Annotated in this window: 25 protein-coding genes and 1 pseudogene; 24 read left to right on the forward strand and 2 right to left on the reverse strand. The window is 41.1% G+C overall.

Annotated features, from left to right (window positions below):
* The first annotated feature begins 13 nt into the window (after positions 1-13).
* The 5 genes and pseudogenes from MKY54_RS13980 to MKY54_RS14000 all read left to right on the forward strand — a co-directional run bounded on the left by MKY54_RS13980 (position 14) and on the right by MKY54_RS14000 (position 2,896).
* On the forward strand, positions 14-208 hold the full coding sequence (locus tag MKY54_RS13980) for a hypothetical protein (RefSeq protein WP_076126143.1): 195 nt from the start codon (positions 14-16) through the stop codon (positions 206-208).
* 133 nt (positions 209-341) lie between these two features.
* Entirely contained in the window at positions 342-932 is a 591-nt protein-coding gene (locus MKY54_RS13985) for a hypothetical protein (RefSeq protein WP_339190825.1), read from the forward strand.
* Between the two features lie 36 nt (positions 933-968).
* Positions 969-1,253: a hypothetical protein gene (locus tag MKY54_RS13990; protein WP_076218034.1), complete on the forward strand. Its 285-nt coding sequence runs from the start codon at positions 969-971 to the stop codon at positions 1,251-1,253.
* Between the two features lie 144 nt (positions 1,254-1,397).
* Positions 1,398-1,835 (forward strand): annotated as a pseudogene (locus MKY54_RS13995) (hypothetical protein); the annotation flags it as partial.
* 122 nt (positions 1,836-1,957) lie between these two features.
* Positions 1,958-2,896 (forward strand): GNAT family N-acetyltransferase, encoded by a 939-nt coding sequence (locus MKY54_RS14000; protein WP_076301885.1) that lies wholly within the window; start codon positions 1,958-1,960, stop codon positions 2,894-2,896.
* A 35-nt stretch (positions 2,897-2,931) separates the two neighbouring features.
* Here MKY54_RS14000 and MKY54_RS14005 read toward each other — a convergent pair whose 3' ends face one another.
* Complete coding sequence (locus tag MKY54_RS14005; RefSeq protein ID WP_076301886.1) at positions 2,932-3,822, reverse strand: GNAT family N-acetyltransferase; 891 nt, start codon at positions 3,820-3,822, stop codon at positions 2,932-2,934.
* Between the two features lie 251 nt (positions 3,823-4,073).
* On the opposite strand from MKY54_RS14005, the gene MKY54_RS14010 reads away from it, so the two are divergent.
* From MKY54_RS14010 to MKY54_RS14070, 13 genes are all read left to right on the forward strand, one after another.
* Complete coding sequence (locus MKY54_RS14010; protein ID WP_248548169.1) at positions 4,074-4,433, forward strand: GNAT family protein; 360 nt, start codon at positions 4,074-4,076, stop codon at positions 4,431-4,433.
* 409 nt (positions 4,434-4,842) lie between these two features.
* Positions 4,843-5,040, forward strand: a complete 198-nt coding sequence (locus tag MKY54_RS14015; protein WP_339190830.1) for a hypothetical protein — start codon at positions 4,843-4,845, stop codon at positions 5,038-5,040.
* Between the two features lie 546 nt (positions 5,041-5,586).
* Complete coding sequence (locus tag MKY54_RS14020) at positions 5,587-5,820, forward strand: hypothetical protein (protein WP_339190833.1); 234 nt, start codon at positions 5,587-5,589, stop codon at positions 5,818-5,820.
* Positions 5,821-6,388: 568 nt separating this feature from the next.
* Positions 6,389-6,748, forward strand: coding sequence for a helix-turn-helix transcriptional regulator (locus MKY54_RS14025; protein ID WP_036686667.1), 360 nt, complete (start codon positions 6,389-6,391; stop codon positions 6,746-6,748).
* Positions 6,749-6,841: 93 nt separating this feature from the next.
* Complete coding sequence (locus MKY54_RS14030) at positions 6,842-7,225, forward strand: DivIVA domain-containing protein (RefSeq protein ID WP_036686669.1); 384 nt, start codon at positions 6,842-6,844, stop codon at positions 7,223-7,225.
* Positions 7,226-7,438: 213 nt separating this feature from the next.
* Positions 7,439-8,311 (forward strand): PRD domain-containing protein, encoded by an 873-nt coding sequence (locus tag MKY54_RS14035; protein WP_076126156.1) that lies wholly within the window; start codon positions 7,439-7,441, stop codon positions 8,309-8,311.
* Positions 8,312-8,333: 22 nt separating this feature from the next.
* A complete protein-coding gene (locus MKY54_RS14040) occupies positions 8,334-8,840 on the forward strand; it encodes a PTS glucose transporter subunit IIA (protein WP_076126158.1) in 507 nt (168 codons plus the stop codon).
* Positions 8,841-8,887: 47 nt separating this feature from the next.
* Positions 8,888-10,342: an N-acetylglucosamine-specific PTS transporter subunit IIBC gene (gene nagE / locus MKY54_RS14045; protein ID WP_036686675.1), complete on the forward strand. Its 1,455-nt coding sequence runs from the start codon at positions 8,888-8,890 to the stop codon at positions 10,340-10,342.
* Positions 10,343-10,485: 143 nt separating this feature from the next.
* A complete protein-coding gene (locus tag MKY54_RS14050) occupies positions 10,486-10,803 on the forward strand; it encodes a hypothetical protein (RefSeq protein WP_036686678.1) in 318 nt (105 codons plus the stop codon).
* A gap of 119 nt (positions 10,804-10,922) precedes the next feature.
* Positions 10,923-11,441 (forward strand): sigma-70 family RNA polymerase sigma factor, encoded by a 519-nt coding sequence (locus MKY54_RS14055; RefSeq protein ID WP_076301889.1) that lies wholly within the window; start codon positions 10,923-10,925, stop codon positions 11,439-11,441.
* 46 nt (positions 11,442-11,487) lie between these two features.
* On the forward strand, positions 11,488-12,573 hold the full coding sequence (locus tag MKY54_RS14060) for a DUF4179 domain-containing protein (RefSeq protein ID WP_076301890.1): 1,086 nt from the start codon (positions 11,488-11,490) through the stop codon (positions 12,571-12,573).
* Positions 12,573-13,565, forward strand: coding sequence for an ABC transporter ATP-binding protein (locus MKY54_RS14065; protein WP_076126163.1), 993 nt, complete (start codon positions 12,573-12,575; stop codon positions 13,563-13,565). Before MKY54_RS14060 ends, MKY54_RS14065 begins: the two co-directional genes overlap by 1 nt.
* Positions 13,562-14,446 carry an ABC transporter permease subunit gene (locus MKY54_RS14070; RefSeq protein WP_076183784.1) on the forward strand — a complete coding sequence of 295 codons (885 nt, stop codon included), beginning with the start codon at positions 13,562-13,564 and terminating at the stop codon, positions 14,444-14,446. Before MKY54_RS14065 ends, MKY54_RS14070 begins: the two co-directional genes overlap by 4 nt.
* A gap of 77 nt (positions 14,447-14,523) precedes the next feature.
* On the opposite strand, the gene MKY54_RS14075 is transcribed toward MKY54_RS14070, so the two are convergent.
* The gene (locus MKY54_RS14075; RefSeq protein WP_036686688.1) at positions 14,524-14,850 is read right to left on the reverse strand and encodes a winged helix-turn-helix transcriptional regulator; all 327 of its coding nucleotides are present in this window, start codon (positions 14,848-14,850) and stop codon (positions 14,524-14,526) included.
* Positions 14,851-15,044: 194 nt separating this feature from the next.
* Here MKY54_RS14075 and MKY54_RS14080 point away from each other — a divergent pair, with 194 nt between their 5' ends.
* The 6 genes from MKY54_RS14080 (at position 15,045) to MKY54_RS14105 (ending at position 20,540) form a co-directional block, all read left to right on the forward strand.
* Entirely contained in the window at positions 15,045-15,827 is a 783-nt protein-coding gene (locus tag MKY54_RS14080) for a GTP cyclohydrolase II (RefSeq protein ID WP_339190836.1), read from the forward strand.
* 78 nt (positions 15,828-15,905) lie between these two features.
* Positions 15,906-16,961, forward strand: a complete 1,056-nt coding sequence (locus MKY54_RS14085; protein ID WP_076126169.1) for an ABC transporter ATP-binding protein — start codon at positions 15,906-15,908, stop codon at positions 16,959-16,961.
* A gap of 127 nt (positions 16,962-17,088) precedes the next feature.
* Positions 17,089-17,838, forward strand: coding sequence for an ABC-2 family transporter protein (locus MKY54_RS14090; RefSeq protein WP_051491475.1), 750 nt, complete (start codon positions 17,089-17,091; stop codon positions 17,836-17,838).
* A 6-nt stretch (positions 17,839-17,844) separates the two neighbouring features.
* Positions 17,845-18,630, forward strand: a complete 786-nt coding sequence (locus tag MKY54_RS14095; protein WP_036686696.1) for an ABC-2 family transporter protein — start codon at positions 17,845-17,847, stop codon at positions 18,628-18,630.
* Positions 18,631-18,743: 113 nt separating this feature from the next.
* Entirely contained in the window at positions 18,744-19,373 is a 630-nt protein-coding gene (locus MKY54_RS14100; RefSeq protein ID WP_339190838.1) for a hypothetical protein, read from the forward strand.
* A 36-nt stretch (positions 19,374-19,409) separates the two neighbouring features.
* Positions 19,410-20,540 carry a GNAT family N-acetyltransferase gene (locus MKY54_RS14105; RefSeq protein ID WP_339190840.1) on the forward strand — a complete coding sequence of 377 codons (1,131 nt, stop codon included), beginning with the start codon at positions 19,410-19,412 and terminating at the stop codon, positions 20,538-20,540.
* The last annotated feature ends 68 nt before the right edge of the window (positions 20,541-20,608 follow it).

Here is a 20,608-nt window from a genome sequence, read left to right on the forward strand (position 1 = left end):
AAGGAGAGATAACATGAGTAAATTAAAGAATTTTTCTTTAGTAGTCGTGAATTTAATTGCTGATCTATGGTTTGGAATCGTTCGAAAACCAGAGTTTTATGATAAACACACCGTTACTAGAACAAAGAAAGGGTATGTCCTATTTGTATCTATGGCAGGCATTATCGCAGTGGGTTCAGCTTTTTGGTTATGCTCGAGAATATATTAGAGAAAAGGCTGCCAATTGGCGGTCTTTTTTTTGAGATTGGATGTCAGAAAGCTAGAATGTTATGTTACTACTTAATAGATGGTTAAAACAGGCTCCTTATTATGATCAGCGCATAAGATTAATGTCTAAACTCATGGATGAAAATCGTGCCAAAGTGACGCTTATTGCCGCCTCAGCTGGATTCGGAAAAACGACACTTGCAGCTGAATGGGCTCGCACTCATTCCGATGAGGTTGCATGGTTGTCACTGGAACTTGCAGATAACCATCTTGTACGGTTCTGGTTAAATTTGCATGCTGCAATTGAGAGAATCTTTCGCCCCTTTTTAAATCGCTTGGATTTGTTTATCCAGTCTATTCGTGACGGTTCAGTAGAAACTGCGATTCCTCTTTTATTAAACGATCTGCATTCTCTTCCAGGCTCTATTACACTTATAATGGATGAATATCATGCGATTACGAATCAATCGATTCATGAAAGTATGGGCTTTTTCATCGGACATCTTCCGGCTAATGTGAAGCTTGTAATATTGAGTAGAACCCTCCCGCCACTCGCCTTATCCCGCCTAAGAGCACAACAGGAACTACTAGAATTAAGTAACGATGATCTGAGATTTACATTTGACGAAATTGATGAGCTACAATCTCAATCCTTGAGCGAGCAGCTTTCACAAGATGAGTTATTTTTGCTTGGAAAAAAACAGAAGGATGGGCAGCGGGTTTAATTCTTGCCTTCCGCTCTTTTTCAGGAAGGGCTGGTCTTGGAAGCTATCCAGCATGCTTTTGAGGCAGAGGATTATACGTTTTCTGCATCATGTATGGATAGGCCTTTCAATTCAATTATCAAAGATGGCGATGAATCTACATTGCTAGATTTACTAGATAAGTTGCCGATCAAAAATATGATTGTGCACCCTGATTTATTTTATTTTCAAGCGGGTTCGATGGCTGTCGCTGGACGATCAGATGATGCCAAACGCTTCTTACAAAGGTTGAACTTTTCATGGAAGAGGAATTTATTATTCCGGAAAAAGAGCAAGCCGTAATTCAAATGCGGTTGGATCTGTATCGTGCTTCGGTTGCATTTTATCAGGGGGACGTGGATACGTTCGTTGAGCTATTGGACCAAAACAGGGAAGGCATAGAGAAATTTGCATCTATAGTAAACGTTACAAGGACATGGTTTTGTATTTTTGGCGGATCTTTTCTATGAACGGAATCATCTTAAAGATGCAAATGTCCAACTGGACAAAGCGCTTGTTATGTGTAATTCCACGAGGCATGTGAGCGTGTGGGTGCCAGGGGTTATTTTGCAAGCTAAAATGTTAAAAGCAATGGGTCATGTGGAAGATGCAGCGGAGGTTTTGCAGACAGCTATTGCGGAACTTAAGCAATATCATTCTCCTGGCAGGGAAAGATTGCTGGAAGCTGCATATATTCGAATTCAGTTCTCGCAAGGACCGTTAAGTAGCGGTGATGAATGGCTAACGAAAAGGCATATTAGTACAAATGATAAACCTAATGTTGCCCGGGAATACGAACAAATCACACTCGCGCGTATGCTGATGGTCCGTCAAGCTTATCAAAAGTTAGAGGTTAAAAACCAGGTAAAGCCGTTTCTAAGATAAAAGAAAAGCATTTGCTTTAAATCGGCAAAAGATTAATATAACAGTTTATTACCAAACATTTACTTTAAGAAGTGATACTATGGAATACAGAAGGTGATAGGACTAGCGAGGAGGAAATGTAAATGCAATTAATGGCATGGTCTGAATACGAGATTTCATATGACTTAAATAATGATTATTCTATTCGTAAGGCAGACTCAGAAGAGTGGGGACTGTATTGTTCCATTTATTATAATATGCAATATAATGGTTTTTTTAAAGAAGAAAGGTTCAATTCTGCCCAAAGAAACGCTTTTTGGATTTATAAAGGCGAGTCTAAAATAGGTGGGGTAAGGATGTCACCTAACCGGATATATCATTTATTTGTTATTCCACCTTATAATGATACATTTGTGGTGCTGAAGCTACTAAAAAAGCTTTTGATTTATTGGTCAGATAGAACAAAACCTATAAAAACCTTCGAGGTTCTGCCAGACCAGGTTCAATTATTTGCGCGGGCGGGGTTTTGGCCTGATGAGTTCAGATGCCGTTGGATGCACCGTCCTACAGATTATTTTGAGGTCGAATGGAACAAAGAGTTAAGGATTGAAAGTCCTCAGATCGAAGATAATGGAATGGACGCTAAACGATTTATTCTTGAAGAGCAGATTGCCGAATGTAACTTTGCGAGCTTCGATGGAAGTCTTGAGGCAACAAGGAGAAAAAAATTCGCTTATGAAGATTTTATCCCAAGTGAAGAACCTAATTACACAAATGAAGAATTACTGACAGCGTCAACGCTTGTGTATGATAAGAAATCAGGACAGCTAATTGCGAATTGTCTTTTGGGTTTACAAGATGATTACGCAGCAGTTTACAGTATTGGTGTAATACCTGCTTACAGAGGAAAAGGGATTGCTACAAGGATGTTGAAAAGAGGACTTAATCTCCTGAAAGATAAGTATCCGATCCTAAGATTATATGTCATGGAAGGTAATGATGCGGAGTCTGTTTATTTAAATTTAGGATTTGTTCCTGGAGTACAAGAGATACAGAGTATGTATATCCCTATGCACGATTAAGAAAGGCTGCCAGATGGCAGCCTTTTTTTTGTTAACTAGGCATGAGAGGTAATAGGAAACATGAAATGTTGAGGGAGTTCTTTTAATAACGGACGTATAAATAAGGTATCTTCACTCTTGGAAATTAATTCTGCCTTAACTTGATCGATTGGATAATCTGGTGTGAAATAAAAATGTATAACTTCAGTATCCGGAGAAATAATGCTTTTCAATACTGTGTTGATATCAAAACTTGTTGTACTAATAATATCAAAAATATGAAGCTGATGATCCTCATGTTTAAAGATCACAATAACGTCAGCCTCTTCAATATAATAAAAGGAATCGTGAAAAGGAAGAATAAAATAAAACAGCAGCTGATGTTCATTATTTATCACACTTAGCGCGGAGGATACCGGTGTTCTTTTGACTGCAAAATTTTTGATCATGCTAAAATCAACGGGGTTACCTATAGATAAAGGCCGCACAGAGTAGGTTGTAGTTGGCTGATTGCTAAGATGAGCAACATTAAGTGAAAAGCTGCTTTCTTGCATGCGTTCAAACCCGAATTTAGGATAAAAATCCAAAGCGCGCTCATTAGCAAATAAGTAGAGGAAGTCGTATTCATGTTCGTACTTAGCGATAATGTGGTCTATTAATTTTCGGGATAAACCTTGCATGCGATAATCAGGATGTGTCATCACCGTCCCAATTTGGATGGCGTTGTATTCTTTTTTGTTGATGAGAATAGTCATTTTATTAATAGATGCATTCGCAATGACATGATCTTCATCGATAAAGGAATAACAAATATATTTGTCATTCCAGCCCCCTTGTTCATACCAAGGTTTAAAATCAATACCAAAGATTGATTGGGCTAAAGAATTGAAGCTAAGCTTATATTTATCGATGTGTTTATAATCGCTAATCAATTGATATTCATTCATAGAATATACCTCTATTTCAGATGATTTTGGGATTCGCATTTTATGAATATATAATACTATGCTTTTTAACCGTAAAGTTGATTTTAAAAATACTATACCAATATAATCCTGTAGATGTGTTATCATAATCTCTAAATTATTAACTCGGAGGTATAAGATGAGAGAGATAGATTACAGTCATTATTTTTGGCAGGATGAGAAAATAAGACTAAGATCTGTTCACATTTGCAGAATTCTCATCACAGCGACTGATGTTTACGATCGAAAATCTGAATGGTGAATATGTGGGTGGAGTAAATCTTAATAGCATAGACGAGAAAAATGGTACGTTCAGTATAGGCGTGCAAGTGGATAGAGACCATCGAGGTAAGGGGTATGGGACAAGAGCTATCAACATCCTGTTGAAGTGTGCTTTTTTGGAGCTTAGACTCAACAAGTTTAACGAATGTACGCTCGAAGGTAACGAACCCTCAGCAGCTATGCTTAGAAAAGTGGGTTGTGTTCAAGAAGGCGTGCGCCGTAAAGTTATTTATACAAATGGACAGTATTTAGACTTACTGTTGTTTGGATTGACGAAGAATGAATTTGTGGAGAAAAACGCTATGAAATAGTGCTTAGGAGAGGTTACTTGGAAAGCGGAGTGGCGCAGGGATTATAGCTGAAAAGGATGTTTAGAAAATGAACTTGGCAAAGTGGAACTTATTAGTTACCTAAAAAGCGATTCTTCAATAACTGGAGGATCGCTTTTTTGCGTTTTGCTTTTCGAATTGATGTTCTATTGAAGCTTGCGGACCCAGAAGACGTTATTTGCATATTTTTCGCTTTTTCAGAGTAGTATCGGACTCTAGTGCAGCTATTCCCCAAGAATAGCTGTATATATGTTACTTTTTATGCCAATAGCGTCCATGGGGTCCGATAACACACCAAAAGTGGGGAAAAGCAGCGAATAGAGTCAATGGGGTCCGATAGTAGCTCGAACGAGCAAACTTGAACAAACTAAACAAAGAATGGGAGGGGAGCGTGCTGAAGCATGTGGGTCCAGATGGAGTTTGTATCGTGCTGAAGTATATTGATCCAGATGGAGTTTGGTTTGCGCAGAAGTATGTGGCCTCAGATAGAGTTTATTTCGCGCAGAAACTTGCCGATCCAGATAGAGTTTGGTTCGCGCTGAAGCTTTCGGACTCAAAAGACGCTATTTGCAAATATTTTGCTATTTGAGAGTAGTATCGGACACCAGTGCAGCTATTCCACAAGAATAGCTGTATATATGTTACTTTTTATGCCAATAGCGCCCATGAGGTCCGATAGCACACCAAAAGTGGGAAAAAGCAGCGAATAGAGTCAATGGGGTCCGATAGTAGCTCGAACGAGCAAACTTGAACAAACTAAACAAAGAATGGGAGGAGGATCATGCAGAAGCATGTGGATTCAGATGGAGTTTATTTTGTGCAGAAGTTTGTGGATCTAGATAGAGTTTGGTTTGCATAGAAACTTGCCGATCTAAATAGAGTTTATTTCGCGCAGAAAATTTCGGACCCAGAAGACGCTATTTGCAAATATTAAGCTTTTTCAGAGTAGTTTCGGACTCCAGTGCAGCTATTCCCCAAGAATCGCTCTATATATGTTACTTTTTATGCCAATAGCGTCCATGGGGTCCGATAACACACCAAAAGTGGGGAAAAGCAGCGAATAGAGTCAATGGGGTCCGATAGTAGCTCGAACGAGCAAAATTGAACAAACTAAGCAAAGAATAGGAGGAGGATCATGCAGAAGCATGTGGATTCAGATGTAGTTTGTATCGTGCAGAAGCATGCGGGTTCAGATGGAGTTTGTATCGTGCTGAAGTATATTGATCCAGATGGAGTTTGGTTTGCGCAGAAGTATGTGGGCTCAGATAGAGTTTATTTCGTGCAGAAACCTGTGGATCTAAATAGAGTTTATTTCACGCAGAAACTTTCGGACCCAGAAGACGCTATTTGCAAATATTTAGCTATTTGAGAGTAGTATCGGACACCAGTGCAGCTATTCCACAAGAATCGCTGTATATATGTTACTTTTTATGCCAATAGCGCCCATGAGGTCCGATAGCACACCAAAAGTGGGAAAAAGCAGCGAATAGGGTCAACTGGGTCCGATAGTAGCTCGAACAAGCAACTGATCAAACTAAACTGATCAATCCAAACGGATCAAACCAAACAAACCAAACGAATCAAATTAAACAAAGAATGGGAGGGTGTGCCGAAGCATGCGGGTTCAGATGGAGTTTGTATCGTGCCGAAGCTGTGGATCTAATTCTTCGAGGATCATTCTACGAAATCAACGATTTACAACCGTTTATTCCGTGATTTCATCATATGAAAAATTCACAATAGAAAACCACAAAAAACTAAACTCTCCCTACTCACATCCATATAAATCATCCTGTATCCCACCAAATCTCTATAAACAACGTAATAAGTGAACCCTCTACCAAATTTCAGGTTGTGAAAGTTGGAAAATAGTGCTTATACTAGAGTAATAGAAGGAAAGATTAGCCAACAACATTTACAACATGAGGAGGGTTTATATGGCGTTTATGATTGCTCAACGAGCGTTTATCAAAGTGTATCTTATAACAATGGTAGAACAACACCGCGGTTACGGATATCAAATGCTGGAGGATTTACGTCGGGATTTCAAAGCCCATGGTTATTCCCCTCCACAGAGTGAAATCTATCGCGCCCTGCATGAGCTGGTGCAGCAAGGGATTTTATATCGTACCAAGCAGCTGAAAGGCAATGACCCTAAAGTGGATTTTCAAGAAATCGTACTTTACCATTTCACCTCAGATGGTGAAGAAAAAGCAAAATTATATAAAAAGCAGGTAAAGACGGATCTTGACCGCTGCTTAGGCATTTTGAATAAAGCTGTTGTGGACAACTATTAGAACTGCAACTATAGTAATATTTTCAGGATGCTCTCACCCTGTTATAATGGTTACTGCCGGATGATTGCAGTATATACTTGGAGGTAGCAAAAGATGGATGAACATATGAAACGCCGGTTAGACAAACAGCGGAAGCTGTTCAGTCAACTTGGCATCACATTAGACGCTCTAACCATACATGAAAAAGAATTCAGCATGAAGCTGCGTGGCTACGATGCGGAGGAAGTAGATACATTTCTGGACAGCGTAATCAAAGATTACGAACGTTTCTATGCGACGATAGCTGATCTGATGGATAAATGGCAAGAGCAGCAGCTGGAAATGCGGGAATTAAAGGCAGAAACAAAAACAGAGGTTATCCAGGTTCCTGTTTCCCGAGGCATTGATCCAAAAGAATTGGAAGAGGTTATTCTGAGGCTTGAAACTAACGTCCGCCAGCTTAAAGATAAGCTTCCTCGCGTGGAAGAGTTTTTATAAGGCGCTGTTTGGGATAATGGGAGCTCCGCTTGACATTTCTAAATTTACCATTGACGAGTTAGCAGTTCATGAATTATGATATGTTCATAAATGATCATTTATATTTTAGTGGCGTGTTACCGTTAAGGGCATGAGCCAAGAATTGTCTTTATTTCCATTAGACAATTCTTGGCTTTTTTTGTTCCAATTTGACGATAATTAGGGAGAGGAGTGATGAGCTTGTCGCGAGAGATCGAGCAATTTCAAGTACAGCGTGTAATTGGGAATAACGTTGTAATGGTTCAGGGAAGCAAAAACGGGAAGGAATATGTCATCATTGGCAAAGGTATTGGATTTGCAGTGAAGGGTTCTGGTGTGATCGAAGGAAATGATGCTCGGATTGAAAAATTGTTTCGTCTAGAAGATCGCGAAGCCTGGAGCCAATATCAAGTTTTGCTGGAAGATATAGATCCTAAGGTAATGAAAATAACTGATGAGATAATTGCAGATATCCAAAGTCAATTTCCTGACAAGTTAAACGACAAGATTTATCTGGCACTCCCGAGCCACATACAGTTCACCATCTACCGTCTGCGCAACGGGATGGATATTATTAATCCGTTTTTGCAAGAAACCAAAATGTCATTTCCGAAGGAATTTGAGATCGCTTACAAGGCATCGGAGAAAATCAATGCTGAATTTCAAGTGCAAATCCCCGAAGATGAGATTGGATTTCTTACTTATCATGTGTATTCAGCCGTCAATAATGTATCGGTTGGTCAGTTAGTCAAGGCCTCTAATATTGTCAATGAGCTTCTAGACATGATTCAGCAAGAACGAAAGATAACTTTTGAGCACGGCAGTATGAATCATATCCGATTAATGATCCACTTGCGTTTTTCGCTGGAACGTATTTTAAAAGGATCACTAATAGATAATCCCTTTGTGAAACATATTAAGAAAGAATACAAAGAGGAATACAAGCTGGCTAAAAAGCTCGGTAAAGTAATGCAAAGATCGCTTGAGGTCGAAATTCCGGAAGAAGAACTATGTTTTCTAGCCATGCATTTGCACCGGTTATTTCAGACCTTAGTGAAATCAAATTAACATCTTAAGAGGAGTGGAGCATATGTTTTCCAAATGGAAATCAAAAAAAGAAGAGAAACATACTGAACATACCATCGAAATCATGGCACCAATCAGCGGGGAGTCAGTTCCACTAGCACAGGTTCCGGATGAAACCTTTGCTGGCGGTCATATGGGTAACGGAATTGCAATAAAACCATCTGAAGGAATTTTGAAAGCGCCTTTTGACGGTAGGGTTGCTCATATCGTGAAATCGAGTCATGCAGTCATTCTGGAACATTCCTCCGGTATGCAATTGCTATTACATATCGGAATCGATACTGTCAGCCTCAAGGGCAACGGTTTTGTCAGTCATATAACCTCTGGAGATCAAGTAAAAGCAGGTCAAACCCTAATCGAATTTGATCTGGACGTAATTCGCGCGGCAGGTTGTGACACAATTTCGCCTGTAATCGTGACCAGTACAGAGGAGAATCCACCTCAAGTAAGCGGACATTATGGTCAGGTTACAGCAGGACAGGATCTGATTCTTACCGTGGCTTCAAAGTAAATGGTTTATAGAGCACTACTACTATTGAACCGAAAGGATGATTTTAAATGTTGGCTTTTCTACAAAAACTAGGTAAGTCGTTAATGCTTCCTGTTGCAACCATGCCGGCGGCAGCTATTCTTCAAGGGTTTGGTTTGCTTAACTACGAAAAAGATATTCCGCTAGGAGCGACCATTGGTGGATTTCTGAATCAATACTTTGCTCCATTTCTAAACGCCGGAGCGAATGCGATCTTCGGTAACCTAGCCTTAATCTTCGCGGTAGGGGTTGCCATTGGATTTGCCGGTGACGCCGTAGCAGCTTTGTCAGCAGTAATTTCTTACATGGTACTGACTAAGATTCTGCTTATCGTACCGCTTCAATTCTCTTTCATCAATGATGATGTTGTATTGAACATGGGTGTGCTTGGTGGTATTTTTGCCGGTGCTTGGGCAGCGTTCTTATACAAGAGATATCACAATATAAAAATGCCTGATTGGCTCGGATTTTTTGCAGGTAAACGTTTTGTCCCAATCATTACGGCAGCTTCTATGATGGTTCTTGCTGTATTTGTGGGTATGATCTGGAGTCCGATACAAGATGTTATTAGTGACTTCGGGAACTGGGTTGTGTCACTGGGGGCTGTTGGAGCATTCATCTTCGGTACAGCTAACCGCTTGCTGATTCCGTTCGGTCTTCACCACGTGCTTAATACGATTGCTTGGTTCCAAATTGGTGATTTTACGAATGCAGCTGGTGAACTGGTGCATGGTGACTTGTACCGCTTCTTCGCTGGAGATAAAACTGCTGGGATGTTTATGACTGGATTCTTCCCAATTATGATGTTTGCGCTTCCAGGGGCAGCACTTGCATTTATTCATACAGCTAAACCGGAAAAACGTAAAATGGTTGCTTCCATCTTCATCGGTTCTGCCATTGCTTCTTTCTTAACAGGGATCACTGAACCACTTGAGTTCTCCTTTATGTTCGTAGCACCACTCTTGTACGGAGTTCATGCTTTATTAACAGGATTCTCCATGGCCTTGATGTACATTTTAGATGTTAAGCTTGGTTTTGGTTTCTCCGCAGGTTTGATCGATTATCTTGTAAACCTGAAACTGTCTACTAATGCATGGATACTTATTCCTGTGGGTCTTGGATTCTTCGTCTTGTATTATGTACTATTCCGCTTTATTATCTCATTGTTCAAGCTAAAAACACCTGGACGTGAAGATGATGATGAAGAAAGTCTGTTAGCACCACCTGGAGGTAATGGAACGCCTTCATCGTCTTCTAAAGCTGCTCAAATTCTTGAGAACATCGGCGGTCCATCGAACATCCGCAATATCGATGCATGTATCACACGCCTTCGTCTGATTGTTAATGACGAAAAAGCCGTTAAAGATTCCGCATTGAAACAGCTCGGAGCTTCCGGTGTTATGAGACTGGGTCAAGGGGCTGTGCAGATCGTATTTGGTCCAAAATCAGAGCAAATTAAAGATGATATTCAAAAGCTTTTATAACTAAATTGATCATGTTGAAATCATTAAACAGGGCTGGTTCTCATACCAGTCCTGTTTTTTTGCTGTGTCCAGAGATAAAGGGTTGCTTTATAGATAATGCCTAGTATAATACTTGGTATAAGTAAGCAAAGGAGTCGGTACACATGTCAGTCGATGATTATTTGGATCTTTTAAATTACGCCAAGGCGATTAAAGATGGGCAGTGGCAGGCTGACATCATTGAGCGCTTAAAGAATCTTAGTGCAGCAGCGGAAAGTCCTCAGATACAAGAAGAAAGTGTAATAGAACTTTGGTCAAGGTTTGATGCCATTAACATAATGATCATGAAGCTGTTTGAGAAGTTACGGGAGAATGAACATTCAGAGCAACAGTTTCAGTGGAAAGAGCAGCTCTGGGAGCTTAGGCTGGAACGGAGTATTTTATCTAAAAAGATTCTTAATCGTTACATTCGAATTAGGTAAACACTAGAAGACAGTTTCCTTATTAATTTAGGGGCTGTCTTTTTTTACGTAATCTTGATACAAAAATACATTGATAGTCGTCTTACTTATAGCTGCAGCTGATAAGGAGGATTTACAAGATGGAAATTCCGGAATCTGAAATTTTTAAAGCAATATTCTATGAACATTATCCTATTGTCAGACGTAAGCTGACCGCTTTGGTTCGTGATGAGTCGGCAGCAGATGATTTGGCACAAGAAGTTTTTCTGAGATTGTATCGTAACCCCCCAGATGATCCAGCAGCGCTGGGTGCCTGGCTTCATAGAGTCCTTACTCGTATTGGATATGATTATCTGGACAAAAAAGCAAGGGAACGGCGGCTGCAAAATAAACAAGAACAGTTATACGAAGTGAGGGAATCACCTCCTTCAGGAGAGGAAGTCTTAATCAGTAAGCTGGATCAGGAGGATGTTCATGAATGGTTGAACGAGCTGCCTGACAGGGATAGACAAGCGCTTCTGCTTAGATACTCTGGTTACAGTTATGCGGAAATAGCAGGCGAGCTTGGTCTAAGACCTCCCGTAGTAGGGACATTACTGCACCGTGCGACCCAGAGGTTAAGACAAAATGCAGCAAAATCACTGTCTCAGACGGAATAATAAAACGAGATAAGCGAAGCTCCAAATTATTTAGGAGGGATTACTAATGACTAAACAACCGCTAAATCAAGATCATAATAAACAACATACAGATGAAGCCTGGGCCAAATTGCAAAACAAGTTAGCGTCTGAGCCTGCAAGTCCCAAATGGTCTGTGTGGAGTCAGCAGTTGTCTGTGGATGTTATGAAAGATGATGACAAAACAGATCCACATATAGACCAGCCTCAATCTACGGATGACAATCCAACAGCTAATCGCCCATCCAAGCGTCCTCGCATGAATCGTCGGCGCAAATGGGGAGTAGCAGTGGCAGGTGCCGCGATCTTTGCGGTTATACTTGGAACTCCAGTAGGAAATACGGCTATGGCATCGCTGCTGAATCAATTTCGGATGGAAGAAGTTACAGTTGTGAATGAAAATGATATCCGGGATATTTTTTATCAGGTAAATGAAAGTCAATCCATGAATGAAGCTATGAACAAATTTGGTGTGTTTACAAGTTCCTTTGGTTCAAATAAAGGGATTATTCCGCTAAATCAGGTGGAAGAGACTCTAGGTTTTACACTTCCAAGCGGAACTTTGCTCGAGAATGTGAAGAGCGCATATATAACCAATTCACAAGAAATAACCTTGAAGCTTAATATTGAAGCAGTTAATAAAGCAATGAAAAGATTGGGTGCAAAACAGCTTCTTCCAGAAGCCATAGATGGGAAAGAAATTAAATTAGATCTTTCGGAGATCGTGAATTATGATCTTTCGATTAATAATGATAAATGGGCTAATCTTACACAGACGAAGACTCCTTTAATTACGGTAGATCCAACTATAAAGGTTGATGAAGCTTTGGAAGCTATAATCGATTTTCCATTGCTGCCAGATTATCTGAAATCCAGCTTAAAGCAGAGCCGCATTTTATCGGGTGAAATTCCTCTGCCACTGGTAAAAGGCTTGAATACCGATCAAATAAAGATTAAAGATACTACGGTTCTACTGAATCAGAATGAATATAGTCAAGGGATTGTGTACTCGGCTGTTTGGGTACAGAACGGACAACTGTTTGATTTCAACGGAGGAAGCGTGTATACAGATAAAGCTGTATTCTTAGAGAAGCTAGGGGAGTTGATTGAATAATGACGGCTGCTGCAATAGAAGCGAAGTCTTTGACCAAAGAATATGATAACGGACGTGGTTGCCGTGATGTAACGATTACTGTTGGGAAAGGGGAAGCCTTTGGCTTCCTCGGCCCTAATGGTGCGGGGAAAAGTACCTTTGTCAAAATGTTGGTAGGTCTCATTCGTCCATCGAATGGTAGTGCTACTCTATTTGGTCATAAGATCGGTTCACTTGAAGCCAAGTCCCAAATCGGATATTTACCGGAATTATATCGCTATCAAGAATGGCTTACGGGGGAAGAAGTAGTAAGACTGCATGCCAAGCTGTGCCGTGTAGATCGATCTGTAGCCGACAAAAGAATTCCAGAGCTTCTAGCGGAAGTTGGAATTGGAAACCGTGGACGGGATCGCGTGAAACATTATTCCAAAGGGATGCAGCAGAGATTAGGGCTTGCTTGCGCTCTTGTAAACAATCCGGCCATCGTTTTTCTGGATGAGCCCTCATCGGCGCTAGACCCGATTGGACGTCAGGAAGTTCGGAATATTTTGCAGAGGCTAAAAGAGAAGGGAGTTACAATATTTCTTAACTCTCATCTACTGGAGGATGTTGAACTCATCTGCGACCGTATGGCACTGCTGAATAACGGAGTTATACTGCGGCATGGGAAAGTATCTGAGATCTTAAATAAGCGAACAAGCTGGCATTTTAAAGTGGGCGGTTTTACGCCTATTTTGTTGTCTTGGTTACAGGATAGTACTGAACTTCAGATCAAAGTTTCAGCGGATATCGGAGCTCAATCTGAAAAAGGAGCTTCATTCCCAGCTACATTGGAGAGTAGCACAGTTTGGCTGGAAGCGGAATTGGAGAATGAGGAGCAAGTAGGCTGGCTGAACACGTTAATTATTGAACAGGGCATGACCTTATATGAAGTCTCACGGAAGCGAGAACGTCTGGAAGACTGGTTTATGAGTGCTGTATCCGGCCTAAGTCACAGAGGTGAACACGAATGAGAATAATCATAGGAATGACCTGGAAGGAATTGCTGCGTAAACGAGTAATGGTATTAACATTGCTTATGACCATTGTCTTTCTTATAGGATTTTGGTTTGTGGCAAATACGATCGGACAAAGCGGAATACCGAACAGAACAGATATTAGCAGTGGCGAGCATCTCTTAGCTAATTTTACAAATGGTGCTTTTATATTATCACTTGGATTCTTTTTTGGCGCGTTTGTACTCGCCTTTTTGGCGATCTTCAGTTCCTTCTCAGCTATTGCAGGTGAAGCGGAACAAGGGGTTATGCAGGCTTTACTGCCAAGACCGCTGCCGCGGTGGAAATGGTACACAGGTCGCTGGCTTGGATATGTGACGCTTGGGATCGGTTATGCCCTGATTTTATTTATTTCTATTTTATGGATTACTGAGATCCATGCCACCGTTCCTAGAGATGCCGTAGTCCTATTGAAATCATTTTTGTTATTCTCCTCTGTAGTGCCTTTGCTAATTACGATTTCTATGCTGGGTTCTGGATTCTTCTCAGCAGTGGGGAATGGTGTCTTTATGACAATGTTATATGGAGCTGGCTGGTTAGGTGGGATGATTGATAAGATCGGAGGATCGCTGAGATTAGAACCCGATGTCCTTGACACATTAAATAATCTGTCAGGAATGATGGCACTGCTTATGCCAGTGGATGGTTTACAGCGGAAAATGACCGCCGTCCTGTTCAGCGCTAATGAAATGAGTGGAATGATGGGATTGTTCGGCAGCATGAATGGATTGCTGGATTTTAATACGGTTCCGTCAAATATGTTTATTTTTTATGCGATAGGATATACCCTGTTAGCTTTTGTTATAGGTCTACTTCGCTTCGAGCGAAAAGACTTATAAAGGGGATGTTAATCCAAAAAGAGCCCTCTTGTCTCATGATCGGGACAATTAGGGCTCTTTGTGTTGTGTAGCGGGAATCATTTCTTAATACCAAGCTCAATCCATTCGGTAGACCAGTTTCCAATTTCACCAAGTATAGGAGCAAGCGCTGTGCCTTTTGGAGTCAGAGAGTACTCAATACGTACTGGCATTTCAGGATATACAGTTCGCTCTATAATACCTTCGGTTTCCATTTCCTTCAATCGGTCAGATAACACCTTGCCACTGAGATTGGACAGACAGCTCTCAATTTCACCAAAACGGCGTGGCCCTGGCATAAGCACGAAAACAATAAGCGCGACCCAACGTTTACTTAGCAAGTCTACCGCTTTTTCAAAGCGAGGACACATGTTGAAATCATTCATAATATCACCTCGACATTCATTATATCATAAACTTACATAAAGTAATTATAAATATTTAAAGATATATTATAACTTGACGAAGTTATATTACAATGATAAACTTACTTACAAATAGTTACTTATAATTTAACTAATATTTTATCCTTATGCTTAGCTCTATCTAAGCATTGATGAACAATGAGGAAGGTGTAATTATGATTAAACCAGAAATCACTTCTATTTTACAGAATAAAATCACGCGAATTCCTTTAGCAAATTCCACAAATATATTGGTTGGACCCATTACGTTACCGGTGAATTTAGACGGCGAGACCGTTATTTTTAAATGGTACAACTGGCTGAATACAACGGATGCAGAGCTTCTTCAAGAGGATAGCAGTAAAGCAACGGCAGCTTTAATTTCACGTTTGCCATCCATGAACTTAGCAGAAGGACAACAATCCAGTGTGTTGGTATATGGCGATTTCGAAGGGTCTGAGGATGCATTGATCCGGATGCATAGCATCTGCCATACTGGCGATATTTTTGGCAGTAAACGTTGCGATTGCGGATTCCAGCTGCATCAATCCATGAAAATGATTGTTGAGCATGGCTCTGGGGCATTATTTTATCTCGCGAATCATGAAGGAAGAGGCATTGGCCTGTTCAGCAAATCTTTAGCGTATCTTTTACAGGAAGAAGGATACGATACAGTTGAGGCTAATTTAGAGTTGGGATTTGCTGATGATTCAAGAAACTACGAAGAGGCAATCAGTGTTCTGCAAACTTTACGTCACAAACCAGTGACGCTGATTACGAATAATCCGAAGAAATTGGATGCGCTCAAGGCTGCAGGGATGAATGCCGTGAAAAGAGTAGCGTTATGGGGAGATGTATCTTCTTTTAACGAGAAATATTTGCGGACTAAAGTCGCTCGCTCAGGGCATTTAGAAGCTGTGAAGGACACCCATTCGCTAAATGAAAGACTGGCTAAGTAAAGATTGAAGTAGTGCTTTTGCGCTTCTTCTATTATAATGGGGTACTGGGAACCAACTCTAAGCTTAGTGAGGTACAATATGACTGCTATTCAAGTACAAGACTTACGCAAAACATTCAAAGTACAAAAAAACCGCGAGGGTCTCAAAGGGGCCTTCGCTGATTTGTTTAAAAGGGAATATACGGAAGTGACTGCGGTGAAGGACATTTCCTTTTCCATTCCTGAAGGTGAGATCTGTGGATATATCGGCGAGAACGGTGCTGGGAAATCGACCACGATCAAAATGCTCACAGGTATTCTCGTGCCGACTTCCGGAAACCTGACAGTAGGTGGGTATGTTCCGTATTTGGAGCGCGAGAAATTCGTGAAAAATATCGGTGTGGTATTCGGGCAACGAAGTCAGCTATGGTGGGACATTGGCGTGATTGAGTCGTTCCAGCTCCTGCGCAAGGTTTACCGGGTGTCTGAACAAGATTTCAAGAAACGGCTGGATGAATTGGTCGAACGACTGCAACTGCAAGAACTGCTGAATCGTCCGGTTCGTAAGCTTAGTCTAGGTCAGCGGATGCGTTGTGAATTAGTGGCAGCATTGCTTCACAATCCGTCGATTGTATTTCTGGATGAACCGACCATTGGTTTAGATATTGTGGTGAAGTCAGAGATCCGTGAATTCCTAAAAGATATGAACCGCGAGCATGGGACAACCATACTGCTGACTACACATGACCTGCAAGATATTGAGGCGCTTTGCTCCCGAGTGATAATGCTTGATGATGGCCGTATCATTTATGACGGAGGACTGGAAGACCTGAAGCAGCGTTGGGGAACCGGACGTGAGGTTCAATTTCAATTTGGAAATGCTACGAAACGTCAGCAACTTGAGTTATGGACTGAGGGATTGCCTGTTACTTGGTCTGCGGAGAACGATTTAGGGGCGTCTGTCTGGATACCGCTAGAGCTAAATGTATCGGATGTATTAGGCAGAGTAGTGGGAAAAGCAGACATTACTGATATCAAAATCATAGAGACCAATACGGACGATATTGTTCGCAGTATTTATCAATCTGGGTCTGCAGACAAGCCTGATGAAATGGCTGCCGCTCTGAAGGATGAAAGAGAGGCTTTACATGTCTGATAAGCTTAATCCTGCAACAGCTATGTCTTCCTCCTCAGGAAGTTCATCTTCTGGCGGTCCTCAGGAGAATAGCCGTAAATTACTATTCGGGGCTTACTTAGATTTTATACGCATCCGTTTTCTTACCATGCTTGCTTATCGGATTAACTACTACTCAGGTATTCTTATCTATTCACTGAATATTGGGGTTAACTATTTCACTTGGATGGCCATTTATGGCAATGGGGATTCATTGGGTGGCTTTACTGCAACGCAAATGACATCATATGTTGCTGTGTCGTGGATGGCTAGAGCCTTTTATTTTAATAACCTAGACCGCGAGATCTCTACGGATATCCGTGATGGAAGTATCGCTATCCAGTTTATAAGGCCCTATAACTATGTCTTAGTCAAAATGATGCAAGGTCTTGGAGAGGGAATGTTCCGCTTCCTTTTATTTATGATTCCCGGCATGGCGATAGCGATGCTGCTGTTCCCGGTTCAATTGCCAACAGCGCCATCTGCTTGGGCAGGGTTCCTGGTGATGCTCTTTTTCAGCTTTTTAATTAATTCACAGATCAATATCATCACAGGGCTCTCGGCATTTTTCGTGGAAAATAATGAAGGCATGATGCGAATGAAGCGGGTGATTGTAGACTTATTCTCCGGCTTAATCGTACCGATCAGTCTGTTTCCTAACTGGTTATCTTCCGTACTTGAGGTGCTGCCGTTTCAGGCGATTACCTACTTGCCAGGTTCAGTGTTTACGGGACGTGTGCAAGGGGTTGGAATATGGAATGTATTAGGGATACAAATTATTTGGTTCCTAGTATTGCTGATTCCAATTGTCTGGTTATATCATGCGGCGCGGCAGCGTCTCTTCGTGCAGGGAGGTTGAGGAAACATGTATTACCTGGGATTATTAATTGAATATATCAAAAACTATATGAAGAGCCGGCTCACCTATCGCGCTGACTTTTGGGTAGAGGTCATTTCAGACTTACTTTTTCAAGCTACCAACTTTATCTTTATTCTCGTAATTTTTATGCACACAGATAGCCTGGGCGGCTGGAATCAGAATGAAGTAGTGTTCGTTTATGGATTCTTTATGGTGCCATTTGGGGTGTTTAGTTGTTTTGTGAATCTATGGGGATTTAGTGAACGTTACATCGTTAAAGGTGAGATGGACCGTATTTTGACACGCCCAGCTCATAATTTGTTCCAGATCTTTTTGGAAAATGTTGATCCACCAGCACTTATGGGCTCATTCATAGGTATTATTATTATGGCCATCAGTGGCAGCAATCTGGGTCTTCCTTTTGAATGGTGGACGATACCGGCTCTGATCATTCTAACGTTAAGTGCGGTCGCCATCTATACGGGGATTTACACAACGTTGACTTCATTGTCTTTCTATTCGGATGCTCCTACTGGCATTCTTCCGTTAATGTACAACATTCAGACTTATGGCCGGTACCCGGTAACGATTTACAATCGTGCTATACAGGTATTGCTTACTTGGATCATTCCATTTGCATTCGTCGGAGTGTATCCAGCCGCGCTTTTTCTACAGCGGGAGGAGATGACCAGCCTTGCTCTGATGACACCTGTAGTAGGCGCTATATTCCTGGGGATTGGTTTGTTAGCCTGGAGTTATGGCGTACGAAGATATAAAGGTGCGGGGTCTTAAGTTAAGCTAGTGTTTTGTTAAGTTGGAAAGGCTACCTTCGGGTAGTCTTTTTTTCACCCGGAATTCATGAATATGCTAAAATCATTTATATCTACAATGGGGAGGAATCATAGATGAATGTGTTAGATATTTTACCAGCACCCGAAAACTTAAAAAAACTTATGAAAATACTTGCTTCTCTAAATATTGTCCTATGTCCAGAGGACTGGCTTCGCTATCATAGTTTTGATTCTAAATTTGATAAGAATGTTTCTCTAGCATCGATCAATAATGGCTCAGGCGATAATTTGTTTATTATTTTTACACCTCAAGGAACGGTAATTAAAGGTTTTGATCATGAGTCCGAAGTAAGTCCATATGCGCGTGACGAACATGAAGTTTGGCCAGGAATCTATGAAGAGGTTCCAACCTCGCTATTGTCTTTACTGGAAGATGAGGCGATAGCTAAGGATGATGTTACTTTTTGTTTTTGGCGTGAAAATAACGACTTGACGTGGCAGAAGGGGGAGGTAGAGATTCCAGCGGGGGCAGAAGATGGTTCGGACTTTTTGCTAGGGACTATTTTCCGCACAGCTGAGGATTTCGTGGAATTTGCCGAAGGTTATTTTGAACTCACACTCCCCTTAGAGGTTGTTTCACAAGTTTATGAGGGTGCAGCCATTACAAAAGAGATGATCAAAGCGTTAAATCCTGATGGTGATGTAGAGATAATTCTTCAGGAGTTAGCAGAGCTAGACTCTTAAGGACTTATCGATTTTGAAAACAAAGGGGGATGCGAAATGGAACTTTACGTGGAAAAGCTGAATGCTGATGCTGCTAGGGATATTTTAAGCTGGCAATATGATCCACCCTATGATTTTTACAATAATGAACTAACTCCTGAAGCTATAAGTGAAATGCTAGAGGAAGCATTTTTTTCTGTACTTGATGCAGATAAACAATTGATCGGATTCTTCTGTGTAGGAAGTCCAGCACAGGTTCCAAATGATAAATATACATATTCTCAGGATTTTATAGATGTGGGTTTAGGAATGAAGCCTGAGTTAACCGGACAGGGGAATGGGACACAATTTTTCACAACAGTCCTTAACTATATCAATGAGAGATGCGAGGAAAAACCAAAGCGGCTGACAGTGGCGAAGTTCAACGATAGAGCGATACGCTTGTATGAAAAACTAGGATTTAGCAGGGAAGCTGAAATCGTTAAAGGAACTACAGAATTTATAATTATGATTTGTAATGAAAATGATAATCTTGCTTCCGTGTATGAGCGGGCAAAACCCGGCGAACTAATTACTTTTGGCGCTTATCCGCAAATGGCGGACGGAGCAGACCAAATGCCGATAAAGTGGCGAGTGCTGCAAAATTCAGGTAGAGAACTGTTCATTTTGAGCGAGTACATTTTGGATTGCAGGCGGTATCACGATGAATATGTTGACGTTACATGGCATGACTCCGATTTGCGAAAGTGGTTGAACGATGGGTTTTATAATGCCGCTTTTAATGACTCCGAGCACAGGCTCATCAAGACTACACAGTGCACAGATAACGGAGAGGGAAGTATAAACACGGAAGATAAGATTTTTCTGCTTAGTGTTTCGGAGGCGAATGAATTCACCTTTAAACTTGGAGAAAATACTTTACGTGCGAAGCGTAGGGCGATAGGAACGGGATTCTCCAAAGTGAAAAAGTACGATGGATGTAAATTGTATGTGTATGATAAAAAAGTCAAAGCTGATTATATCCTTGAGAAGGATGAAGAGTTTGGCTGCTCATGGTGGTGGCTGAGAACTCAACCTGCGATTTCCTCACGTGCGTATTTTGTAGGTACTCGTAGCAGTATTCGCAGTTACGGACATGTCAACTTGGCTTGTTACGGTGTGCGCCCCGCTTTAATCCTTAATTATTAAGCTCTTTCTCCAACATCGTTTCATGGGAAGCGAATCTTACCACAGAAACAAAACAGCCTGAACCCCTA

The organism is Paenibacillus sp. FSL P2-0121, assembly GCF_037975345.1.
Taxonomy (GTDB): Bacteria; Bacillota; Bacilli; order Paenibacillales; family Paenibacillaceae; genus Paenibacillus_AQ; species Paenibacillus_AQ odorifer.

Excerpts from the sequence above, each read along its gene's own strand:
- MKY54_RS14055 (WP_076301889.1), top strand. The coding sequence starts at position 10,923 with ATGGAAATTCCGGAATCTGAAATTTTTAAAGCAATATTCTATGAACAT.
- MKY54_RS13980 (WP_076126143.1), top strand. The coding sequence starts at position 14 with ATGAGTAAATTAAAGAATTTTTCTTTAGTAGTCGTGAATTTAATTGCT.
- MKY54_RS14105 (WP_339190840.1), top strand. The coding sequence starts at position 19,410 with ATGGAACTTTACGTGGAAAAGCTGAATGCTGATGCTGCTAGGGATATT.
- MKY54_RS14030 (WP_036686669.1), top strand. The coding sequence starts at position 6,842 with ATGGATGAACATATGAAACGCCGGTTAGACAAACAGCGGAAGCTGTTC.
- MKY54_RS14095 (WP_036686696.1), top strand. The coding sequence starts at position 17,845 with ATGTATTACCTGGGATTATTAATTGAATATATCAAAAACTATATGAAG.
- MKY54_RS14005 (WP_076301886.1), bottom strand. The coding sequence starts at position 3,822 with ATGAATGAATATCAATTGATTAGCGATTATAAACACATCGATAAATAT.
- MKY54_RS14060 (WP_076301890.1), top strand. The coding sequence starts at position 11,488 with ATGACTAAACAACCGCTAAATCAAGATCATAATAAACAACATACAGAT.
- MKY54_RS14040 (WP_076126158.1), top strand. The coding sequence starts at position 8,334 with ATGTTTTCCAAATGGAAATCAAAAAAAGAAGAGAAACATACTGAACAT.
- MKY54_RS14020 (WP_339190833.1), top strand. The coding sequence starts at position 5,587 with ATGCAGAAGCATGTGGATTCAGATGTAGTTTGTATCGTGCAGAAGCAT.
- MKY54_RS14070 (WP_076183784.1), top strand. The coding sequence starts at position 13,562 with ATGAGAATAATCATAGGAATGACCTGGAAGGAATTGCTGCGTAAACGA.
- MKY54_RS14075 (WP_036686688.1), bottom strand. The coding sequence starts at position 14,850 with ATGAATGATTTCAACATGTGTCCTCGCTTTGAAAAAGCGGTAGACTTG.
- MKY54_RS14100 (WP_339190838.1), top strand. The coding sequence starts at position 18,744 with ATGAATGTGTTAGATATTTTACCAGCACCCGAAAACTTAAAAAAACTT.
- MKY54_RS14085 (WP_076126169.1), top strand. The coding sequence starts at position 15,906 with ATGACTGCTATTCAAGTACAAGACTTACGCAAAACATTCAAAGTACAA.
- MKY54_RS14050 (WP_036686678.1), top strand. The coding sequence starts at position 10,486 with ATGTCAGTCGATGATTATTTGGATCTTTTAAATTACGCCAAGGCGATT.
- MKY54_RS13985 (WP_339190825.1), top strand. The coding sequence starts at position 342 with ATGGATGAAAATCGTGCCAAAGTGACGCTTATTGCCGCCTCAGCTGGA.
- MKY54_RS14065 (WP_076126163.1), top strand. The coding sequence starts at position 12,573 with ATGACGGCTGCTGCAATAGAAGCGAAGTCTTTGACCAAAGAATATGAT.
- MKY54_RS14080 (WP_339190836.1), top strand. The coding sequence starts at position 15,045 with ATGATTAAACCAGAAATCACTTCTATTTTACAGAATAAAATCACGCGA.
- MKY54_RS14090 (WP_051491475.1), top strand. The coding sequence starts at position 17,089 with ATGCTTGCTTATCGGATTAACTACTACTCAGGTATTCTTATCTATTCA.
- nagE (WP_036686675.1), top strand. The coding sequence starts at position 8,888 with ATGTTGGCTTTTCTACAAAAACTAGGTAAGTCGTTAATGCTTCCTGTT.
- MKY54_RS14000 (WP_076301885.1), top strand. The coding sequence starts at position 1,958 with ATGCAATTAATGGCATGGTCTGAATACGAGATTTCATATGACTTAAAT.
- MKY54_RS14035 (WP_076126156.1), top strand. The coding sequence starts at position 7,439 with ATGAGCTTGTCGCGAGAGATCGAGCAATTTCAAGTACAGCGTGTAATT.
- MKY54_RS14010 (WP_248548169.1), top strand. The coding sequence starts at position 4,074 with ATGTTTACGATCGAAAATCTGAATGGTGAATATGTGGGTGGAGTAAAT.
- MKY54_RS14025 (WP_036686667.1), top strand. The coding sequence starts at position 6,389 with ATGGCGTTTATGATTGCTCAACGAGCGTTTATCAAAGTGTATCTTATA.